The following is a 17,128-nucleotide window of genomic DNA, read 5'->3' on the forward strand; positions in this document are numbered from 1 at the left end:
TATTTCTAAATATTCTATAAAAGAAATCTTAGCAGTTAATTTTCAGAACTGAAGAATTCTTCAAAACATAATTATCTAAAAAAACTTACGAGAAACCATAAAAAAAGATGTTGAAAACAAATTTTCGAGTCTTTTTTGAATGTTAATGGTAACATCCTTATTTAATAAAGCTTTAATTTGATATTTAAAAAACAAACATCGCATTAAATTTAAATTTACAACCACGTAAAAACCCCTGATTTTTGTTTTAAATAGCTTTTGTCAAAAATAAATCCCTTTAATTGAATGATTTTACGGAAATCCATAAAAGCAAATTAAAACCCCAAAAGCCCTAGCCCTGATAGAAGCGGTATCCTTTTTCTGGCTTCTTTAGCCAGGAAAAGATATAGCGGATAGGCAGTCCCGATAATTATCGGGATCCTAAAACGATCCTAATTCCACTAAATTTTCTCTTTAAATTTCCCAAAAAAACAACAGTAGAATTTTCCACAAAAATTTCGTAATTTTGCAGTCCAATAAAAGGAATTAGAAAATGTTAGATAGACTTCAATATGTAAAGCAGCGTTTTGATGAGATTTCGGATTTGATTATTCAGCCGGATGTTATTGCTGATCAAAAACGTTATGTGCAGCTTAACCAGGAATATAAAAGCATAAAAGCACTGGTTGAAAAGAGAGAAGAATACATTCTTGTTTTAGCAAATATTGACGAAGCAAACGAAATTATTGCTGACGGAAGCGATGCTGATATGGTGGAAATGGCCAAAATGCAGCTGGACGAAGCAAAGGAACGCTTGCCTCAACTGGAGGAGGAAATCAAATTTATGTTGATTCCTAAAGATCCTGAAGATGCTAAAAATGTAATGGTGGAGATTCGTGCCGGAACGGGTGGGGATGAAGCTAGTATTTTTGCAGGGGATTTATTTAGAATGTATACGAAATACTGCGAAGCACAAGGATGGAGAACATCTGTTGTGGATATGAACGAAGGAACTTCCGGCGGTTTCAAAGAGGTTATCTTTGAGGTTTCGGGAGAGGATGTTTACGGTACTTTGAAGTTTGAAGCTGGAGTTCACCGTGTACAGCGTGTTCCTCAGACAGAAACACAAGGTCGTGTGCATACATCGGCTGCTACTGTTATGGTTTTACCAGAAGCAGAAGAGTTTGATGTACAAATCGATATGAACGATGTTCGTGTAGATTTCTTCTGTTCGTCTGGACCTGGAGGACAATCTGTAAATACTACGAAATCGGCAGTACGTTTAACGCACATTCCAACCGGATTAGTAGCACAATGCCAGGATCAGAAATCGCAGCATAAAAACAAAGATAAGGCGTTAACGGTTTTACGTTCTCGTTTATACGAAATGGAATTGGCTAAGAAAGAAGCTGAAGATGCTACAAAACGTACTTCTCAGGTTAGTTCTGGTGACCGTTCGGCTAAAATTCGTACTTATAACTATGCTCAAGGTCGTGTAACCGATCATAGAGTTGGTTTAACTCTTTATGATCTAGGAAACATCATGAATGGTGATATCCAAAAAATTGTTGCCGAATTACAATTGGTAAACAATATGGAGAAATTGAAAGAAGCTTCGGAGGTGTACTAATCGTACAGGTTCAAAGGGACATAGATACAAAGGTTCAAAGGTTTTATTTTGGACGATAATAGATGAAAAAGCCGAACTTATGTTCGGCTTTTTTATTTAGGTAAGGTTCTGTCCCTGTGAACCTCTGTCCCTGTGAACCTCTGTCCCTTTGAGCCTTTGTCCCTTTGAACCTTTACCCCCTTTGTACCCTTTTTACCCACATTCCTCTACCAACTATAAAGCTTTTCTTAAAAACTCAGAACCTCAGTATCTTAGCTTCTAAGAACCTTAAAAAAAAGTTTTTTTTTGATATTTTTTGTCTAATATTTGTGTGCCTTTATCAGGAAAAGGCAAAAATGCTAATCAACCAATTCAAATTAATTCTATGAAGAAAACTTTACTATTATGCAGCTTCTTTGGAAGCTTTTTTTATGCCAGCGGGCAGTCGTATTTTGGGTTTCGGGACGATAATTATGCCGGAATTCAGGGCGTGTTGTTTAATCCGTCTGCGATTGTTGATTCTAAATACAGAGCCGATGTTACTATTTTTTCGGCAAGCGGAACAGCCCAAAATGATCTATATGGAGTTAATTTTGCCGAAGTTTTAAGCGGAGACTACGATTTAGACAAAGATGCAAGTAAAAATTTTAAATCGAATAACAGAGGGAATTTTAATGCCGATATTTTAGGCCCTTCGTTTATGCTGAATATTGACCCGGTGAATAGTATTGGAATTTTTACTCGTGTACGCAGCGTAACAAATATGGTAGGTGTAAACGGTGAACTTGTAGATGAGGTTAATAAGGATATAAGTGCTTCAAAGAGTTTTTTAATTACTGGCGGAAACCCAAATGGAGTTACAAATTCCTGGGCAGAAATAGGAGCGAGCTACGGAACGGTTTTGTTAGATCGCGATGAGCATTTTATTAAAGGCGGTATTACGGTTAAATATTTAATGGCGGGCGTAAACGGCTATATTAACGGAAGTAATTTGAGCGTTGCTTTTACTAAAAATGAGGCTAATCCAGCTTTGAGTCAATATACTTCGACAGGAACGGTAAAAACAGCGGCGAGTTATGATTATGAAAATGGGAAAGATCCTAAGTTCGATATGACTTCGGCTGGTGTCGGCGTTGATTTGGGATTTACTTATGAATATCGTACCAATTGTCATACTTGTATGGGAAACAGATATAAGTTTAAAGTAGCAGCTTCGGTTACAGATATTGGTAAAATTAATTATAAAGATGTTACCGAAAACACCTATAATTTAACTGGAAGTGTTTCTCAGAATGATATTGACGATGCGAGTGATATTTTCGAATTTTTTAATAACAATTATACAAAAATAGCTTCGAGAAAAGGAGTAAAGGCAAACTTGCCAACGGCTTTGCACACCAATTTTGACTGGAATATCAACCAAAGGTTTTATTTAAATTTAAGTACAGATTTTGGATTAGTTGATGCCAAAAAAGTAAACGGAACTGCGATTGCAAATTCAGTTACCTTTACGCCAAGATACGAAACAAGGCAGTTTAGTTTTTACCTTCCGGTAACGTATATGGAGTATAGCGGTACGCAGCTTGGTGCTGGTTTTAGAGCCGGTCCGTTGTTTATTGGTTCCGGATCTTTGGTTTCTAATTTGTTTTCGAATAAATCAAAAGCGAGTAATTTGTACGTAGGTTTGAAATTACCGATTTATCAAAATTATAGGTAGAGGTTCTGAGGGACTAAGATGCTAAGGAGCTAAGGTTTTTTGTGGTGCTTTTAATAGCTTAGCATCTAAAAAAATAGAAGCTAAAAAAAAAGAGATTGTTTCACTTGTGTGAGACAATCTCTTTTTCGATTCTGAACCTTTTGCTTAGATACACAGTATCTAAAAACTTAGAACCTTAGTTCCTCAGCAGCTCAGAACCTTAAAAATATAGTGAAGTATTAACTGTTTAACCGTTTGTTTTAGTTGAAACGTATAAACGAGTTAGATACCGAAAAATACTCGTGTGTATTCAAAACATTTATATAGATTAGAGTACATGTATACACCATTTTTTAATACTATGTGGCTTAATTTTTCCATAATGTTTAAAATTTCTGTTAAACAAATTACTCTCTAGATGGTTCATATTGTGATGATTCTTCTGGTGAAGTCTCATGAGAAGATTCGCTTGGTTTAGAAACCAGATTCGTTACAATAAGCTGTACGATTGAGCCTAAAATTCCTTTAAACATAGAATCGCCTTTTCCTACTATAAACCTTTTGGCTATGTATCCAATTCCAATGCTGATTGCAGATTGTGCCAGATGACTTTTAAAACCTACAGTTTCGTTGATTTCTTCAACCGTATTCCGAATCAGGTTAATGGGTTTTAAATTATCTTTAAGATCTTCAATATGATCTTTAATTGCACACCATTCTGTATCTTGTCGATCTTCTAACAATTTTATTTTCTGATTTAATTGATCAATAGTGTAAATAGGCTCCATGATTAGTCTTTTTTAGTTATTAATTTTTAAATCAGTTTTTATTTCTCTTTTAGAATACTCGAAATAATCGAGTTTCCAATAGGAGTTTTAATAAGTCTATGATGTGATTTGTGTATTATAATGGCAACAATTAAATAGAAAAGTGCCATGATAAAAAATCCAAAATAATACTCTCCAAGTTCTTTCCCAATCCATAAACTAAGGCCAACATTAAGGAACAAGGTAAAAAATGCAACAACAACGCCAACTGCGATCTTAGACGCTAATGATGATACACCATCGGCAACTGAACATACAGTTTTAAGTTTTAGTAGTTCTAAACTCGTTTTTGTATAGTTTTCAGCTTTTTCGTATAGATTTAAATCTTCGTTTGTTGTTGCATTTGGTTCCATGATATTTGGTATTTATGGTTTGAAAAAATCACTTTTTTTAGTAGTTCGATTTTACAGTTTTAGCTTCATCTTTAACTGCATTGAAATCATCTTTTACCTGGTTGAATTTTGCTTTTCCTTCCTCGATGATGTCTTTACCGTTTGAAGAGATTGTGCTTACAATACCATCAAATTTTGTTTTGATATTATCTCCGTAATCTTTTGATTTATCTTTGATTTTTTTTCTAGTATTTGAACCTTTGTCCGGAGCAAATAAAACTCCTAATAATGCTCCTGCCGCTGCAGCTCCTACGATTCCTAAAATTGTGTTACTTGCTTTCATAATATTGATTTTTAATAGATTAATATATTTATTTAATGTTGATTAATTTTAAACCTCCCGGCCTTTAATAAGTCTTAGCAGTACTGCAATAATTGCAATTACAAGCAGTATATGAATAATACTTCCAAAACTGTAAACAAAGAACCCAAGAGCCCACAGAATAACAAGTATTACTGCGATGGTATATAATAGGTTTGACATGGTTTTTTATTTAATGGTTAATAAATCAGTTAGTTCAACTTATACGATAAGTATATAGACAAATTGCTGTTTTTTGCATCTGGAAACGTATAAGTTGTTCCTGCAACTGTTCTTTCTTTTCCAACTGTAGTAAGACCGTAATTGTAACGTACACCAATGCTTAACGGACTAAAATCTACACCTACACCAGCAGAAAGACCTGCATCAAATTTGTTTAAATCGTTTGTGTCGATATCTTCATCAAAATCAAAATCACCATTTCCTTTTACTTTAGAACTTACCAGGTACGATGCATATCCACCGGCATGAACATTAAAGTTTTTTGTAATATTTACTCTCACTAATAAAGGAACTTCGATATAGTTTAATTTAAACTTCGCATTTCCTGAAACAAGAGCGTTGTTGTATTCTAATTCAGCACCTTTTGTTGTAAATAAAACCTCCGGCTGAATGGCAATAAAATCTGAAATAGGCAATGTGGCATAAACACCGGCATTAAAACCGTATAAAATGTTGTTGTCGTCTACATCGTCTCCGCTATTGTAAAGGTTAGACATGTTGAATCCTCCTTTTACACCAAACTCGGTATTTACATTATTGTCCTGAGCGTGCAGCATTCCAAATGAAGCTGAAATAAAAAGGGTTAAGGCGCATAAAAAATTGGTTTGCATTTTCATAATAAAATAATTTAGTTAGTAATCTGGGCTTTTAATAATCGTTTTTTAATTTCTTTCTTTAATCGTTCTCTCCGTTTCTCTTAAGAGATCAAATTGTTCAGGCAAATACTTCAATACTAATTTTAAAATTATTTTATCGTTGGTGTCTTTCGAGACGTTTTCTAATAATTTAATTTGCTCTTCGAGGCATTCTTTCATAGAATTCAAATAAACTCTGTTGAATTTCGCCGGATTTGCGGTAATCAATTCGTAAGTATCTCTTCTGTGTGCGGCATTAATTTCAGATATTATAATAAGTTTCTTATTGGCCAATTCTGTTATTTCCTGCAGCAGTCGATTTTGATTATTTTCGATTTTTTTACCTAAAATGACTATTGAATTTTCTGAACTTTGTTTTTGTGCAATTTGACTTTTCGAAATAATTGTTTTTCCAAGATTTGCCGTTTCAATAAAAAAAAAGGCTACTTTTTCTTCTTCTTCATTTTTTGTAAAAGCTTCATTTTTTTTGAATGTATTTTCTATCGAATTATTTTTTTTGCATGATGATGCACACATTATAAATGATAAAATAACTACTCTAAAAATCGCAGCTTTTAGTACGGGAATTTCTTTCATTATTACTTCTTGAAGTATTACATTACAAAGATGCTAACGAATACAACGTTTTGCTTTACAGCATAAAAAAGAAACGTTATATAATTCCCATAATGAATTTATATAACGTTTAAGATGTAGTGTTTTAAGGTGTTGCGAGAGTTAGTCCGGAAGAAATATGGTAAAAACAGATCCCTTATCAGGTTCACTGTCGGCCATAATATAACCCTTATGATTGTCGACGATTTTCTTACAAATGGCCAAGCCAATTCCGGTTCCCGGATAATCTGTTTTTGAATGCAGACGTTGAAACAAAATAAAGATCGTTTCTTTAAACTGAGGGTCAAATCCCATTCCGTTATCTGTAAAAGTTATTTTATGAAACTTTTTGATATTTTGGTCCAATTCAGGATAATCAGATGAGTTTACTTTTGTACAGTCAATTGTAATAGCAGGAATTGTATTTGGTCTGCTGTATTTTAAAGAGTTTCCAATTAAGTTGATGAAAAGCTGTTCAATCTGATAAGGAATAACCAAAAGTTTTGGAAGTTTTGTAGCCATAATCACGGCACTTTTTTCTTCGATAATTTCAGTTAGTTCAGATTCGGCACTTTCCAGCAATTCATTTAAATTCGATTTTATGAATTCTTTTTTGGTTGTATTTGTTCTGGAGAATAAAAGAAGATCATCAATTAAAACGCGCATTCTTTTTGCCGAAACTTCGATTTTGGAAATATAATCTCGTGCACTTTGAGACATAACCGCTTTATCGGCATCTGAAACTCTGGAAATAAAAGTCTGGATTTTTCTAAGCGGTTCCTGCAAATCATGACTCGCAACGTGATTAAACGAGGCTAGTTCTTTATTGCTTTTTTCTAATTCTTTATTACGTTCCTGTAATTCTATATTTAGCAGATGCTCATCGGTAATATCAAAATTAATTCCCAGTAAAATTTTACTTCCCTGCTGATCTGTTACTAATTTTCCTGTAGATTTAAAATATCTTATTTCCTGGGTCGGAAGGAGTACTTTATAATAAACAAAAGGTAATTGTCTGTGTTTTAAAATACCTTCAATAGAATTAGCTACATTTTCTTTATCATCCGGATGCACAAAATCTAAAAAGGTTTCTTTTACCGGAACAAATGAACCCGGTTCGTGACCCAGTAAACGATATTGATTGTCTGAATAATCGATTTTATTAGCATCTAAATCCCATTGCCAGGTGCTGAATTTACCAATCGATTCAGATTCTGCAATTAATCCGTTTGAAATTAAAAGTTTTTTGTTGAAAATTTTCAAACGCTGAAAATCTTTACTGATTTGTCTGTAAGCTAACAGGATAAAAAATAAAGCCGTTAAGAATAAAGAAATAGAGAAAAGCGGACTTAACGAAATTTCGTCGTCGTAAATTTTAAGTCTGTTTTTAAGATACGTTTTCTCGATGTCGTTCATTTCGTCTACCTTAAAACGAATGTTTTCCATCAAGATTCGTCCCCCAAACATATGATTGTCGAGTTTTCGTTTATCATATGTTTTGGGATCGCTGTATTTTAAACAATTTTCGAAAGAAACAAAACGCTGAATAATAAGCTTAAACAACTTTCGAAGGTTTTCCTGCTGTACGGGATTGTCTGCAGTTAGTTTTTTTAATGTAATGAATGACGTATTTACTTTGTCTCTCGAATAAATATACGGAGTTAAAAAACGTGCATTTCTGGTAATAATATATCCTCTTTGTCCTGTTTCGGCATCTTTTATGGCCGACATTAAGCGTTCGAGCTGAATGTTTATTTCATACGTATGCATAACCACTTTACTTGATTCGTTCAAGTCCTGGTTATGTTTGTAAGCAATTGAGGAAAGAAATAACAGAATGAAAACTGCGATTACAAAAATAACTCTCAAAGAGTTTGAAGAATTAAAATTTGGTATCCATTTCATCGTGGTATACTATTATTTTTATTTTAGTCGCAGCAAGAAATTATCACGGTTTAACCCTGAGGTATGATAGTGCCAGTTTACGGTCACGACTTCATTAATTATTTTTTTCAGCGTATTAAAATCACTTGGTTTCTTGATGTAAATGTTTGCGCCCTGAATAAAAGTATCTTCAATATCTTCTTCAGATGACGAAGTAGAGTAAATAGCGATAATAATATTTTTAAGATGTTCTGTTTTTTTAATTTCAATCAAACACTCTTTACCAGTCTTTTTCGGCATATTTAAATCCAGAAACAAAATATCCGGAAGTTTAGTTTCGGGATCCATTAAATGATCCATTAACTGCATTCCATCGTGAACAAATTCTACATTAGTTTGTATTTTTATTTCTTCAAAAGCATCTTTAAAGAAAAGACGATCATCTTCATCATCATCCGCCAATAAAATATATAATGCGTTTTTTTGCATTTTAGTGTGGTATTTGGGTTTTTATTTTAAATTTTCTCTACGTTTCTTAATTATTCTCTGAAATGCCGACGGGGTAATTCCGGTCGTATTTTTAAATTGTGTACTTAAATGCGCAACACTAGAATAATTTAGTAAGAATGCGATTTCAGTCAAACTCATTTCGTTGATAATAATTAATTGTTTTGCTCTTTCAATTTTTTGTAAAATGATGAAGTTTTCGATAGACGAATACGTCACTTCCGAGAAAACATTAGATAAATAACCATAACTATGGTTAAGTTTCTCAGCCAAAAATACAGAACTTTTATAATTGTTGCTGTCTTCCATAAAGACAAGCTCAATTATAGCATCCTTTATTTTTTGAACTAAAACACTTTTCTGATTTTCAACAACTTCAAAGCCACACGGACTCAAATTATTTTTTAAAGTTTCGAGCGCCTGAGCGTCAATATTATCATCAATTTCAATTTCTCCAAAACCTAAACTGGTAAAATTAATATTATTTTGTTCCAGATTTTGTTTTAGATAAAGTGAACAAATGGTGTTAATGTCGAACTTTATAAATAGTTTCATTTTATAGAAAATTTTGGTTAAAGATAATTAATTTATTCGGGCTTACAGCGTTTAATGTTTTTTTAGAATTAGTAAACATCAATACTGTTAAATACAATTCTCAAAAAAATACCGTCTAATATTTTGTTACTAGACGGTATTTCCTGATTGAGTCAGAAGGTTTACAGATCTGACAGCATTTGATGAAATTCTTCTTTAGTTTTTCCCAGTTTTTGCTGTAGTTTTCCGTACATTTCGTCTTCCTTACCTTCAGCAAACATCAAATCGTCGTCTGTTAATTCAGCATATTTTTGCTTTAATTTTCCTTTTAACTCATTCCAGTTTCCTTTTATCTCTGTAGTATTCATGATCGTGTTTTTTTGTTTGTATTAATAGTTATGTAAAGTTGCATTTTCTGTGGCTGTTTGTTGTTACATCAATTTCGAAGAACGCTGCATAATTCACATTTTGTTTTTTTTATGCTTGATATCGTCTAAGAACCCAGGCCATTTTTTCGTGTTCCTGTAATAGTCCGGTAACGAAATCTGCTGAACCCGCATCTTTGGTTTCGTCCTCAAAAATTGGAATGTAGTTTCTAAACTCTGTAACCAATTGTTCGTGGTTTTCTAAAAGTTCTTCGAGCATGTGTTTTTGCGAAGTATATTCTTTTGGAGATTCTTTAAGAGTAGAGTTTTCGATAAACTCTTTCATGGTTCCAATCGTTTTTTCGCCAAGCTGGCTGATTCTTTCTGCAACCTCGTCAATTTGGGCTTCCAGAATTCGGTATTGTTCTTCAAATAATTTATGCAGTTCCATAAAACTATTTCCTGAAATATTCCAGTGAAACTTTCTGGTTTTTACATAAAGAGTCATTTCGTTAGATAAAATCGTGGCTAATATAGAGGAGCTCTTTTTTAAGTTGGCTTGTGATATTCCGATATTTGGAGTCATAATTGTCTGATTAAGGGTTTATTCCAAAATTAGAAAAGTACATGACTTTTTTTCTTACACAATTTTTCTAAGTTGTTATATGAATTCAATGTAGTCTAGAACTATATATAAAAAATTAACCGCAAAGAGCGCAATGCTTTTCTACAGCTTTATGAAATGGAAAAGTTCGCAAAGCTTTGTGTACATTTAGCTTTGCGAACTTTGTGTTTTTGAACATAATCTAGGCAGAAAAACTTTGCGTGCTTTGCGGTAAAAATCCATTAATATTATTTGTAATTTTGCCGCACAAGTAAAACACAATATGACAACACAACAACTACACGAACAAATTCTTCAAAAAAAATCATTCTTATGCGTAGGCTTAGATCCTGATTTAGATAAAATTCCGGCGCATTTATTAGAAACCGAAGACCCTATTTTCGAATTTAATAAAGCCATAATCGATGCTACTCACGATTTAACGGTAGGATATAAGCCTAACACGGCTTTTTTTGAGGCATACGGAATAAAAGGATGGATGTCGCTGCAAAAAACAATTAATTACATCAACGAAAATTATCCGGATATCTTTACCATTGCCGATGCTAAACGCGGCGATATAGGGAATACTTCGAGCATGTATGCCAAAGCTTTTTTTGAAGATTTAAATTTTGATAGTGTAACCGTTGCTCCTTATATGGGAAAAGATTCAGTTGAACCTTTTCTGGCTTTCGAAAACAAACATACGATTATGCTGGCTTTAACGTCAAATGAAGGAGCGTTCGATTTTCAGACTTTAAACACCAACGGAACAGAATTATACAAACAAGTTTTAGAAACTTCTAAAACATGGAAAAACAGCCAAAACTTAATGTATGTTGTGGGCGCTACAAAAGCAGAATATTTTGCCGACATAAGAAAAATTGTTCCAGACAGTTTTTTATTGGTTCCTGGAATTGGCGCTCAAGGCGGAAGCTTATCAGAAGTTTGTAAATACGGAATGAACGATAAAATTGGTTTATTAGTAAACTCGGCAAGAGCTATTATCTACGCTTCCAAAGGAACTGATTTTGCAGAAAAGGCAAGGGAAGAAGCTTTGAAAGTACAACAGGAAATGGAGGAGATTATCGCTAATAAATAAAGTTTTCAGTTTCAGTCGCAGTCTCAGTTTACAGCTTCAAGTTAGACTGAAAACTGAGACTAAAAACTGCAATAATCATTGCGACTGTAAACTGCGACTGAATACTGAATACTGCGACTAAAAAATATGAAACAATTTAAAGACCAATTAGGAACTTTACATTCTTTTGAGATGACTCCGAAGCGTATTATTTCTTTGGTTCCTTCTCAAACCGAATTATTATATGATTTGGGTTTAGAAGATAAGATTATTGGGATTACAAAGTTTTGTGTACATCCGTATCACTTAAAATCGACCAAAAAAGTTGTAGGCGGTACAAAGAAAATTCATTTCGAAAAAATAAAACTGCTCCAGCCGGACATTATTATTTGCAACAAAGAAGAAAATACAGAAGAAATCGTAAACCAATTAAAGGAAATCTGTCCGGTTTGGGTTACGAACATTGTTTCTGTTGAAGATAATTTTCAGATGATTTCAGATTTTGGTCAATTGTTCAATTGCAGAACCGAATCGCAAAAGTGGAATGACAAATTAACTTTCGCCTTGAGCGATTTCAAAAAATACATTCAGGATATTGAAATAAAGAAGGCAGCTTATTTCATCTGGAAAAATCCCTACATGGTCGCCGGAAAAGATACTTATATAAATGAATTACTAAAGCTGAATCATTTTGAAAATATCTACGAAGATAAAGGCCACTATCCTGAAATCGAACTTAAAAAAATGCGCTTAGAGGGCGATCCGGATATCGTATTTCTTTCGTCAGAACCTTATCCTTTTAAAGAAGAAGATGCTTTTGAAATAGGAAGGTTTACACATCACGCCAAAACCATTTTCGTCGACGGCGAAATGTTCTCCTGGCACGGCACCCGATTATTAAAGGCTTTTCCTTATTTTAAATTACTTCACGAAAGATTGAAGAATTAATATAACATAGTTTAACCGCAAAGAGCGCTATCCCGATTGCTATCGGGAACGCAAAGTTCGCAAAGTTTTTTTTCATAAAGCTTTGCGAACTTTTGTTGTTTATTTATTTGCCACGAATTGCACGAATTACCACGAATTGAATTAGTGAAATCAGTGTAATTCGTGGCAAAAAAACTTAGCGAACTTTGCGCAAATCTTTGCGCTCTTTGCGGTTAAATTATGTTTAAAGGAAAGGAAGTTAATATAAAAAAAGAATGCCGACATCTCGAAGACGCCGGCATTATTTAACTAACCAAAACCAAAATAATAAATAACCAGTTTATTACATTACAAAGATCCGACATATATCAATGTTATGCTGTTAAGATCTTGTTATTACTTTGTTGGATATAAGTTAATGTCTCTAAATTCTATAAAAAAAGAATGCCGGCATCTCGAAGACGCCGGCATCATTTAACTAACCAAAACCAAAATAATAAATAACCAGTTTATTACATTACAAATGTCCGACATATATCAATCTTAAGCTGTTAAGGTTTTGTTATTACTTTGTTGACCATAAGTTAAGATTTGTTGAAACCTGTTTTTGAGCTTTCTGCAGCGTTAAATAATTTTTGGCTATCAAAATATAATAACAATCAATTTTGTTTATGAATATGCTGCGAATAAGTTTGTATATTTGATAAAACATTAAAAATCAGCGATATGGATTCGAACAAAAAATTAACAACTGCAACGGGAACTCCAGTTCCAGACAATCAAAACATTCAAACAGCCGGGCCTCGCGGACCTGTTTTATTACAAGATTTTTGGTTTTTAGAAAAAATGGCTCATTTTGATCGTGAGGTAATTCCGGAACGAAGAATGCACGCTAAAGGGTCTGGTGCTTATGGTACTTTTACTGTAACTCATGACATTACAAAATATACAAGAGCCGATTTGTTTTCGGAAATTGGTAAAAAAACGGAAATGTTTGCGCGTTTTTCTACTGTTGCAGGAGAAAGAGGTGCAGCCGACGCCGAAAGAGATATTCGAGGTTTTGCTTTAAAATTCTATACTAACGAAGGAAACTGGGATTTGGTAGGAAATAATACGCCTGTATTCTTTTTTAGAGACCCAATGAAGTTTCCTGATTTAAATCACGCTGTAAAACGCGATCCAAAAACCAATTTAAGAAGTGCTGATAACAATTGGGATTTTTGGACATTATTACCCGAAGCGCTGCATCAGGTTACGATTGTAATGAGCGACAGAGGAATTCCGAGATCATACAGACAAATGCACGGATTTGGAAGTCACACTTTTAGTTTCATCAATCATCAAAACGAAAGACATTATGTGAAATTTCACTTTGTAACCCAACAAGGAATCGATAACCTTTCTGATGAAGAAGCGGCTCAATTAGTAGGAGGAGACAGAGAAAGCCACCAAAGAGATTTATTTGATGCTATTGAAGAAGGAAACTTCCCAAAATGGAAATTATTCGTTCAAATCATGACCGAAGAACAAGCTGATAATTATCGTTTCCATCCTTTTGATTTGACCAAAGTTTGGTTAAAAAGCGACTTCCCATTAATTCCGGTTGGAGAATTTGAATTAAACAAAAACCCTGAAAACTATTTTGCCGAAGTAGAACAAGCTGCGTTTAATCCGGCGCATGTTGTTCCTGGAATTAGTTTCTCACCAGATAAAATGCTTCAGGCTCGTTTGTTCTCTTATGGAGATGCACACAGATACCGTTTGGGAGTGAATAATTTCCAGATTCCGGTAAACTCATCAAGATGTCCTTATAACACTTTCCATAGAGACGGAGCCATGCGTGTTGATGGAAATAATGGATCAAAGAAACACTACGAACCAAATAGTTTTGGAGAATTACAAGAACAGCCAGAATTTAAAGAACCACCTTTAAAACTTCATGGTGATGCCTGGGCACATAATTTTAGAGATGATGACAATGACTACTTTACGCAGCCAGGTTTATTATTCCGTTTATTAACTCCGGAGAAAAAACAATTGTTGTTTAAAAATACGGCAGCACAAGTAGGCGGCGCGCAAAAATTCATTCAGATTCGTCACATTAGAAACTGTTTCAAAGCTGATCCTGCTTACGGAGAAGGAGTTGCAAACGCTTTAGGTCTAACAATGGCTGAAGTAGATGCCTTTGAAGATCCTAGATTGAACATAGTAGTTCGTTAAAAAGGTTCTGAGATGCTAAGTTGCTGAGAGACTAAGGTTCAAAGCGACAAAGGCCTTTATTATAACTTAAAATTAAACCCGACAGGTAAAAGCCTGTCGGGTTTGCTATTTTATGGTGTCAGGCTGAGCGAAGTCGAAGCCCTTTTGCGTAAAGCAAGCCTTCGACTTCGCTCAGGATGACAATCGTTTTGTTAGTTTCAGATTTAAAAGGCATTCAAATTAAAAATAAACCAGCGAATACCCGTTTAATCCGTTTTATTCGTGGGCAAAACCTTAGTACCTCAGTATCTTAGTCCCTTAGCGACTAAGAAAAAACAACTGTCTTATTGCTGTAAACCATTGTTTTGCGTTCTGCATGCAGTTTTATAGCTCTTGCTAAAACAATTCTCTCTAGATCTCGTCCTTTCATGATAAAATCTTCAACAGAGTGGATGTGAGAAACTCTGGCAATATCCTGCTCGATAATTGGTCCTTCGTCTAATTCTTCGGTAACATAATGGCTTGTTGCACCAATAATCTTTACCCCTCGTTTAAAAGCCGAATGATACGGTTTTGCACCCGGAAAAGCCGGTAAAAACGAATGATGGATATTGATGATTTTATTTTCGTAAAGCGAAATTAATTTAGGTGTAATAATCTGCATATAGCGCGCCAGAACGATAAAATTGATTTCGTATCGTTTTAACAATTCGATTTGTTTGGCTTCGCCTTCTTCTTTATTATCTTTTGTAAAAGGCACACAATGAAACGGAATATCAAAGCGTTCTGCAATCGATCTTAATTCGTTGTGATTGCTGATAATTACTGGAATTTCAACATTTAATTCATCGGCGCTGTATCGTCCTAAAATATCAAACAAACAGTGATCGTACTTAGAAACAAACAAAGCCATTTTTGGTTTTTGCTCCTGATTGTACAAATCCCATGACATATTAAAATCGGTGGCGAGTGTTTTGTCGAATTCTTCTTTTAGGGATTCAATTGTAACTTTCGGATTGGTAAATTCACATTCCAATCGCATAAAAAATACGTTTTGCTCTACATCAACATGCTGGTCAATGTAAGTAATGTTTCCTTCTACTTTTGCAATAAAAGTAGTCACTGCGGCAATAATACCTTTTTGGTCTTTACAGTGAATCAGAATGGTTATTTTTTGCATTTTGGTTAATTGGTTTTGGGTTAGTGACAAAGGTTCAAAGGTTCATAGGAGCAAAGGATACTTTGTCCCTTTGTTGCTCTGAACCTTTGAACCTTAGCAGAAAAATTATTTTTTATCCTGCATAGCAAATACTTTTTGCAATAAAGGAGTTGTTCTTGCATTAATGTTAGTACGGATATCTTTTTCTTCAACAGCAATCATTTTAAAAACTCCTGATAAAGCCTGATTCGTAGTATAATCTGTTAAATCTGGATTTACTTTTCGCACTAACGGAATCGTGTTGTATTTATTGATGATATTTTTCCAAACTACATCGGCGCCCACTTTTTCGAAAGAGCTTTTAATTACCGGATTAAACTTAGCGTACAAAGCCGTATTAGTACCATTTTGTAAATAAGTAGTTGCTGCATTTTCACTGCCTAATAAAATATTTTTAGCATCTGTAAACGACATATTTTTTACTGCCGTAACAAATATTGGGGTTGCTTCTTTCACAGCATCTTCAGCTGCACGGTTTAATACTTTTATACCTTCATCAGCAAGAGAACCTAAACCTACTTTACGTAACGTTGCGTCTACTTTTTGTAATTCTTCGGGCATTAAAATTTTTACGGCTTCATTTTTATAAAAACCATCTACTGCGGTTAATTTACTCACTTGGTCAGTAATTCCTTTATTAAGAGCTTCTTTTAATCCGGAAGCAATATCTACGCCGCTAGAACCTGTAATTTTGGTTGATAGTTTTGCAAGTTTTTGAGCTAGAGTTTCTTTTACCTGAGCATGAGAGCTAAGAGAAAACATAAGCAATAAAATTAAAATCTTTTTCATTAGTAGGTTTTATTAAGTTTCAAAAATACTACATATTCAAAAATAAAGCCACAATTTTATTTAAGCACACATAACATTTTGTTGTAAACTTAACATAAGGGAACTTAGCGGCTTAGTATCTTAAAAACTTTTCGTCTCAAATATTACGGCCACGCCATTCGAACAGTATAATCGTAATACGTTTTGCTCGAAATGTAAGCAGGCTGCGACTGTATTATTGGCTTATTATTTATATCGAAGTATTGAACGCGGATGATTTTTTCTTTGCTATCATCCTTCATATCAATATTTCCTTCGGCATCATCGATTATTTTTTTCTTTTTCAAGTACAAATCCGGCTTTTCAATTGTGTATTCTGTAACCGCTTCTCCGTTTAACTTTAGATTACATCCAATTAAATTTCCGTTACTGTCAAGCGATTCAATTTTTCTCAGATAATTATTTTCATAATAATAGATTTCAAAAACAATATTGCAAGATCCTTTTTGAGGTTTGTTATGATTTAATCGAAAACGAAGCACGTGATTTTTTGGGTTTGTAAATTCAATATAACCATTTCCCTGCGCATCAACATTACTATGCAGTATTCTCGCAGGTTTGGAGAACTGCTTAATTTTATCGGCATAAATTTGATAGTTTCCCGCAGTTTGGGCAAATGAAGAAGTAAACAGAAAAAATCCTGCGAACAAAAAGAAAGTAAATTTCATTTAAAAATAGTATTG

At 33.9% G+C, this 17,128-nt stretch carries 19 protein-coding genes; 5 read left to right on the top strand and 14 right to left on the bottom strand.

Going from position 1 to position 17,128, the window contains the following annotated elements; translation table 11 throughout:
* Positions 1–532: 532 nt before the first annotated feature.
* Both prfA and AC1RRQ_RS01830 read left to right on the top strand, forming a co-directional pair.
* Entirely contained in the window at positions 533–1,609 is a 1,077-nt protein-coding gene (prfA, locus tag AC1RRQ_RS01825) for a peptide chain release factor 1 (protein ID WP_483095201.1), read from the top strand.
* Positions 1,610–1,973: 364 nt separating this feature from the next.
* The gene (locus AC1RRQ_RS01830) at positions 1,974–3,305 is read left to right on the top strand and encodes a DUF5723 family protein (RefSeq protein WP_493020854.1); all 1,332 of its coding nucleotides are present in this window, start codon (positions 1,974–1,976) and stop codon (positions 3,303–3,305) included.
* A 386-nt stretch (positions 3,306–3,691) separates the two neighbouring features.
* On the opposite strand, the gene AC1RRQ_RS01835 is transcribed toward AC1RRQ_RS01830, so the two are convergent.
* The 11 genes from AC1RRQ_RS01835 to AC1RRQ_RS01885 form a co-directional block, all read right to left on the bottom strand.
* Positions 3,692–4,072, bottom strand: coding sequence for a hypothetical protein (locus tag AC1RRQ_RS01835; protein WP_493020855.1), 381 nt, complete (start codon positions 4,070–4,072; stop codon positions 3,692–3,694).
* Positions 4,073–4,110: 38 nt separating this feature from the next.
* Complete coding sequence (locus AC1RRQ_RS01840; RefSeq protein ID WP_493020857.1) at positions 4,111–4,464, bottom strand: hypothetical protein; 354 nt, start codon at positions 4,462–4,464, stop codon at positions 4,111–4,113.
* Between the two features lie 37 nt (positions 4,465–4,501).
* Positions 4,502–4,786: a YtxH domain-containing protein gene (locus AC1RRQ_RS01845; protein ID WP_493020859.1), complete on the bottom strand. Its 285-nt coding sequence runs from the start codon at positions 4,784–4,786 to the stop codon at positions 4,502–4,504.
* 48 nt (positions 4,787–4,834) lie between these two features.
* On the bottom strand, positions 4,835–4,987 hold the full coding sequence (locus AC1RRQ_RS01850; RefSeq protein ID WP_111365189.1) for a lmo0937 family membrane protein: 153 nt from the start codon (positions 4,985–4,987) through the stop codon (positions 4,835–4,837).
* A 29-nt stretch (positions 4,988–5,016) separates the two neighbouring features.
* Positions 5,017–5,664 (bottom strand): porin family protein, encoded by a 648-nt coding sequence (locus AC1RRQ_RS01855; RefSeq protein WP_493020862.1) that lies wholly within the window; start codon positions 5,662–5,664, stop codon positions 5,017–5,019.
* A gap of 45 nt (positions 5,665–5,709) precedes the next feature.
* Positions 5,710–6,279, bottom strand: coding sequence for a DUF4142 domain-containing protein (locus tag AC1RRQ_RS01860; protein WP_493020864.1), 570 nt, complete (start codon positions 6,277–6,279; stop codon positions 5,710–5,712).
* A gap of 141 nt (positions 6,280–6,420) precedes the next feature.
* Entirely contained in the window at positions 6,421–8,202 is a 1,782-nt protein-coding gene (locus AC1RRQ_RS01865) for a sensor histidine kinase (protein ID WP_493020866.1), read from the bottom strand.
* 18 nt (positions 8,203–8,220) lie between these two features.
* Positions 8,221–8,670, bottom strand: coding sequence for a response regulator (locus AC1RRQ_RS01870; protein WP_071636917.1), 450 nt, complete (start codon positions 8,668–8,670; stop codon positions 8,221–8,223).
* A 21-nt stretch (positions 8,671–8,691) separates the two neighbouring features.
* Entirely contained in the window at positions 8,692–9,243 is a 552-nt protein-coding gene (locus AC1RRQ_RS01875; RefSeq protein WP_493020868.1) for a helix-turn-helix domain-containing protein, read from the bottom strand.
* Positions 9,244–9,404: 161 nt separating this feature from the next.
* Entirely contained in the window at positions 9,405–9,590 is a 186-nt protein-coding gene (locus AC1RRQ_RS01880) for a CsbD family protein (protein ID WP_035648981.1), read from the bottom strand.
* Positions 9,591–9,699: 109 nt separating this feature from the next.
* On the bottom strand, positions 9,700–10,173 hold the full coding sequence (locus AC1RRQ_RS01885; RefSeq protein ID WP_493020871.1) for a Dps family protein: 474 nt from the start codon (positions 10,171–10,173) through the stop codon (positions 9,700–9,702).
* A gap of 301 nt (positions 10,174–10,474) precedes the next feature.
* Between AC1RRQ_RS01885 and pyrF the strand changes: the two genes are divergently transcribed.
* The 3 genes from pyrF (at position 10,475) to AC1RRQ_RS01900 (ending at position 14,419) form a co-directional block, all read left to right on the top strand.
* Positions 10,475–11,293 carry an orotidine-5'-phosphate decarboxylase gene (pyrF, locus tag AC1RRQ_RS01890; RefSeq protein WP_493020873.1) on the top strand — a complete coding sequence of 273 codons (819 nt, stop codon included), beginning with the start codon at positions 10,475–10,477 and terminating at the stop codon, positions 11,291–11,293.
* A gap of 126 nt (positions 11,294–11,419) precedes the next feature.
* The gene (locus AC1RRQ_RS01895) at positions 11,420–12,220 is read left to right on the top strand and encodes an ABC transporter substrate-binding protein (protein WP_493020875.1); all 801 of its coding nucleotides are present in this window, start codon (positions 11,420–11,422) and stop codon (positions 12,218–12,220) included.
* A 705-nt stretch (positions 12,221–12,925) separates the two neighbouring features.
* Positions 12,926–14,419 carry a catalase gene (locus AC1RRQ_RS01900; RefSeq protein WP_493020877.1) on the top strand — a complete coding sequence of 498 codons (1,494 nt, stop codon included), beginning with the start codon at positions 12,926–12,928 and terminating at the stop codon, positions 14,417–14,419.
* A 304-nt stretch (positions 14,420–14,723) separates the two neighbouring features.
* Here the strand turns inward: AC1RRQ_RS01900 and purU are convergent, their stop codons facing one another.
* The 3 genes from purU to AC1RRQ_RS01915 form a co-directional block, all read right to left on the bottom strand.
* Complete coding sequence (purU, locus tag AC1RRQ_RS01905) at positions 14,724–15,578, bottom strand: formyltetrahydrofolate deformylase (RefSeq protein WP_493020879.1); 855 nt, start codon at positions 15,576–15,578, stop codon at positions 14,724–14,726.
* A gap of 105 nt (positions 15,579–15,683) precedes the next feature.
* A complete protein-coding gene (locus AC1RRQ_RS01910) occupies positions 15,684–16,406 on the bottom strand; it encodes a DUF4197 domain-containing protein (protein ID WP_493020881.1) in 723 nt (240 codons plus the stop codon).
* Positions 16,407–16,549: 143 nt separating this feature from the next.
* Complete coding sequence (locus tag AC1RRQ_RS01915; protein ID WP_493020883.1) at positions 16,550–17,113, bottom strand: hypothetical protein; 564 nt, start codon at positions 17,111–17,113, stop codon at positions 16,550–16,552.
* Positions 17,114–17,128 lie beyond the last annotated feature (15 nt).

Source organism: Flavobacterium sp. GW821-FHT12A05, from assembly GCF_058807735.1.

Bases quoted from the DNA above. Each gene is read 5' to 3' on its own strand.
- AC1RRQ_RS01855 (WP_493020862.1), bottom strand. From the start codon at position 5,664: ATGAAAATGCAAACCAATTTTTTATGCGCCTTAACCCTTTTTATTTCA.
- AC1RRQ_RS01885 (WP_493020871.1), bottom strand. From the start codon at position 10,173: ATGACTCCAAATATCGGAATATCACAAGCCAACTTAAAAAAGAGCTCC.
- AC1RRQ_RS01870 (WP_071636917.1), bottom strand. From the start codon at position 8,670: ATGCAAAAAAACGCATTATATATTTTATTGGCGGATGATGATGAAGAT.
- AC1RRQ_RS01865 (WP_493020866.1), bottom strand. From the start codon at position 8,202: ATGAAATGGATACCAAATTTTAATTCTTCAAACTCTTTGAGAGTTATT.
- AC1RRQ_RS01845 (WP_493020859.1), bottom strand. From the start codon at position 4,786: ATGAAAGCAAGTAACACAATTTTAGGAATCGTAGGAGCTGCAGCGGCA.
- prfA (WP_483095201.1), top strand. From the start codon at position 533: ATGTTAGATAGACTTCAATATGTAAAGCAGCGTTTTGATGAGATTTCG.
- AC1RRQ_RS01860 (WP_493020864.1), bottom strand. From the start codon at position 6,279: ATGAAAGAAATTCCCGTACTAAAAGCTGCGATTTTTAGAGTAGTTATT.
- AC1RRQ_RS01910 (WP_493020881.1), bottom strand. From the start codon at position 16,406: ATGAAAAAGATTTTAATTTTATTGCTTATGTTTTCTCTTAGCTCTCAT.
- AC1RRQ_RS01835 (WP_493020855.1), bottom strand. From the start codon at position 4,072: ATGGAGCCTATTTACACTATTGATCAATTAAATCAGAAAATAAAATTG.
- AC1RRQ_RS01900 (WP_493020877.1), top strand. From the start codon at position 12,926: ATGGATTCGAACAAAAAATTAACAACTGCAACGGGAACTCCAGTTCCA.
- AC1RRQ_RS01840 (WP_493020857.1), bottom strand. From the start codon at position 4,464: ATGGAACCAAATGCAACAACAAACGAAGATTTAAATCTATACGAAAAA.
- AC1RRQ_RS01875 (WP_493020868.1), bottom strand. From the start codon at position 9,243: ATGAAACTATTTATAAAGTTCGACATTAACACCATTTGTTCACTTTAT.
- AC1RRQ_RS01880 (WP_035648981.1), bottom strand. From the start codon at position 9,590: ATGAATACTACAGAGATAAAAGGAAACTGGAATGAGTTAAAAGGAAAA.
- AC1RRQ_RS01850 (WP_111365189.1), bottom strand. From the start codon at position 4,987: ATGTCAAACCTATTATATACCATCGCAGTAATACTTGTTATTCTGTGG.
- AC1RRQ_RS01915 (WP_493020883.1), bottom strand. From the start codon at position 17,113: ATGAAATTTACTTTCTTTTTGTTCGCAGGATTTTTTCTGTTTACTTCT.
- purU (WP_493020879.1), bottom strand. From the start codon at position 15,578: ATGCAAAAAATAACCATTCTGATTCACTGTAAAGACCAAAAAGGTATT.
- AC1RRQ_RS01830 (WP_493020854.1), top strand. From the start codon at position 1,974: ATGAAGAAAACTTTACTATTATGCAGCTTCTTTGGAAGCTTTTTTTAT.
- AC1RRQ_RS01895 (WP_493020875.1), top strand. From the start codon at position 11,420: ATGAAACAATTTAAAGACCAATTAGGAACTTTACATTCTTTTGAGATG.
- pyrF (WP_493020873.1), top strand. From the start codon at position 10,475: ATGACAACACAACAACTACACGAACAAATTCTTCAAAAAAAATCATTC.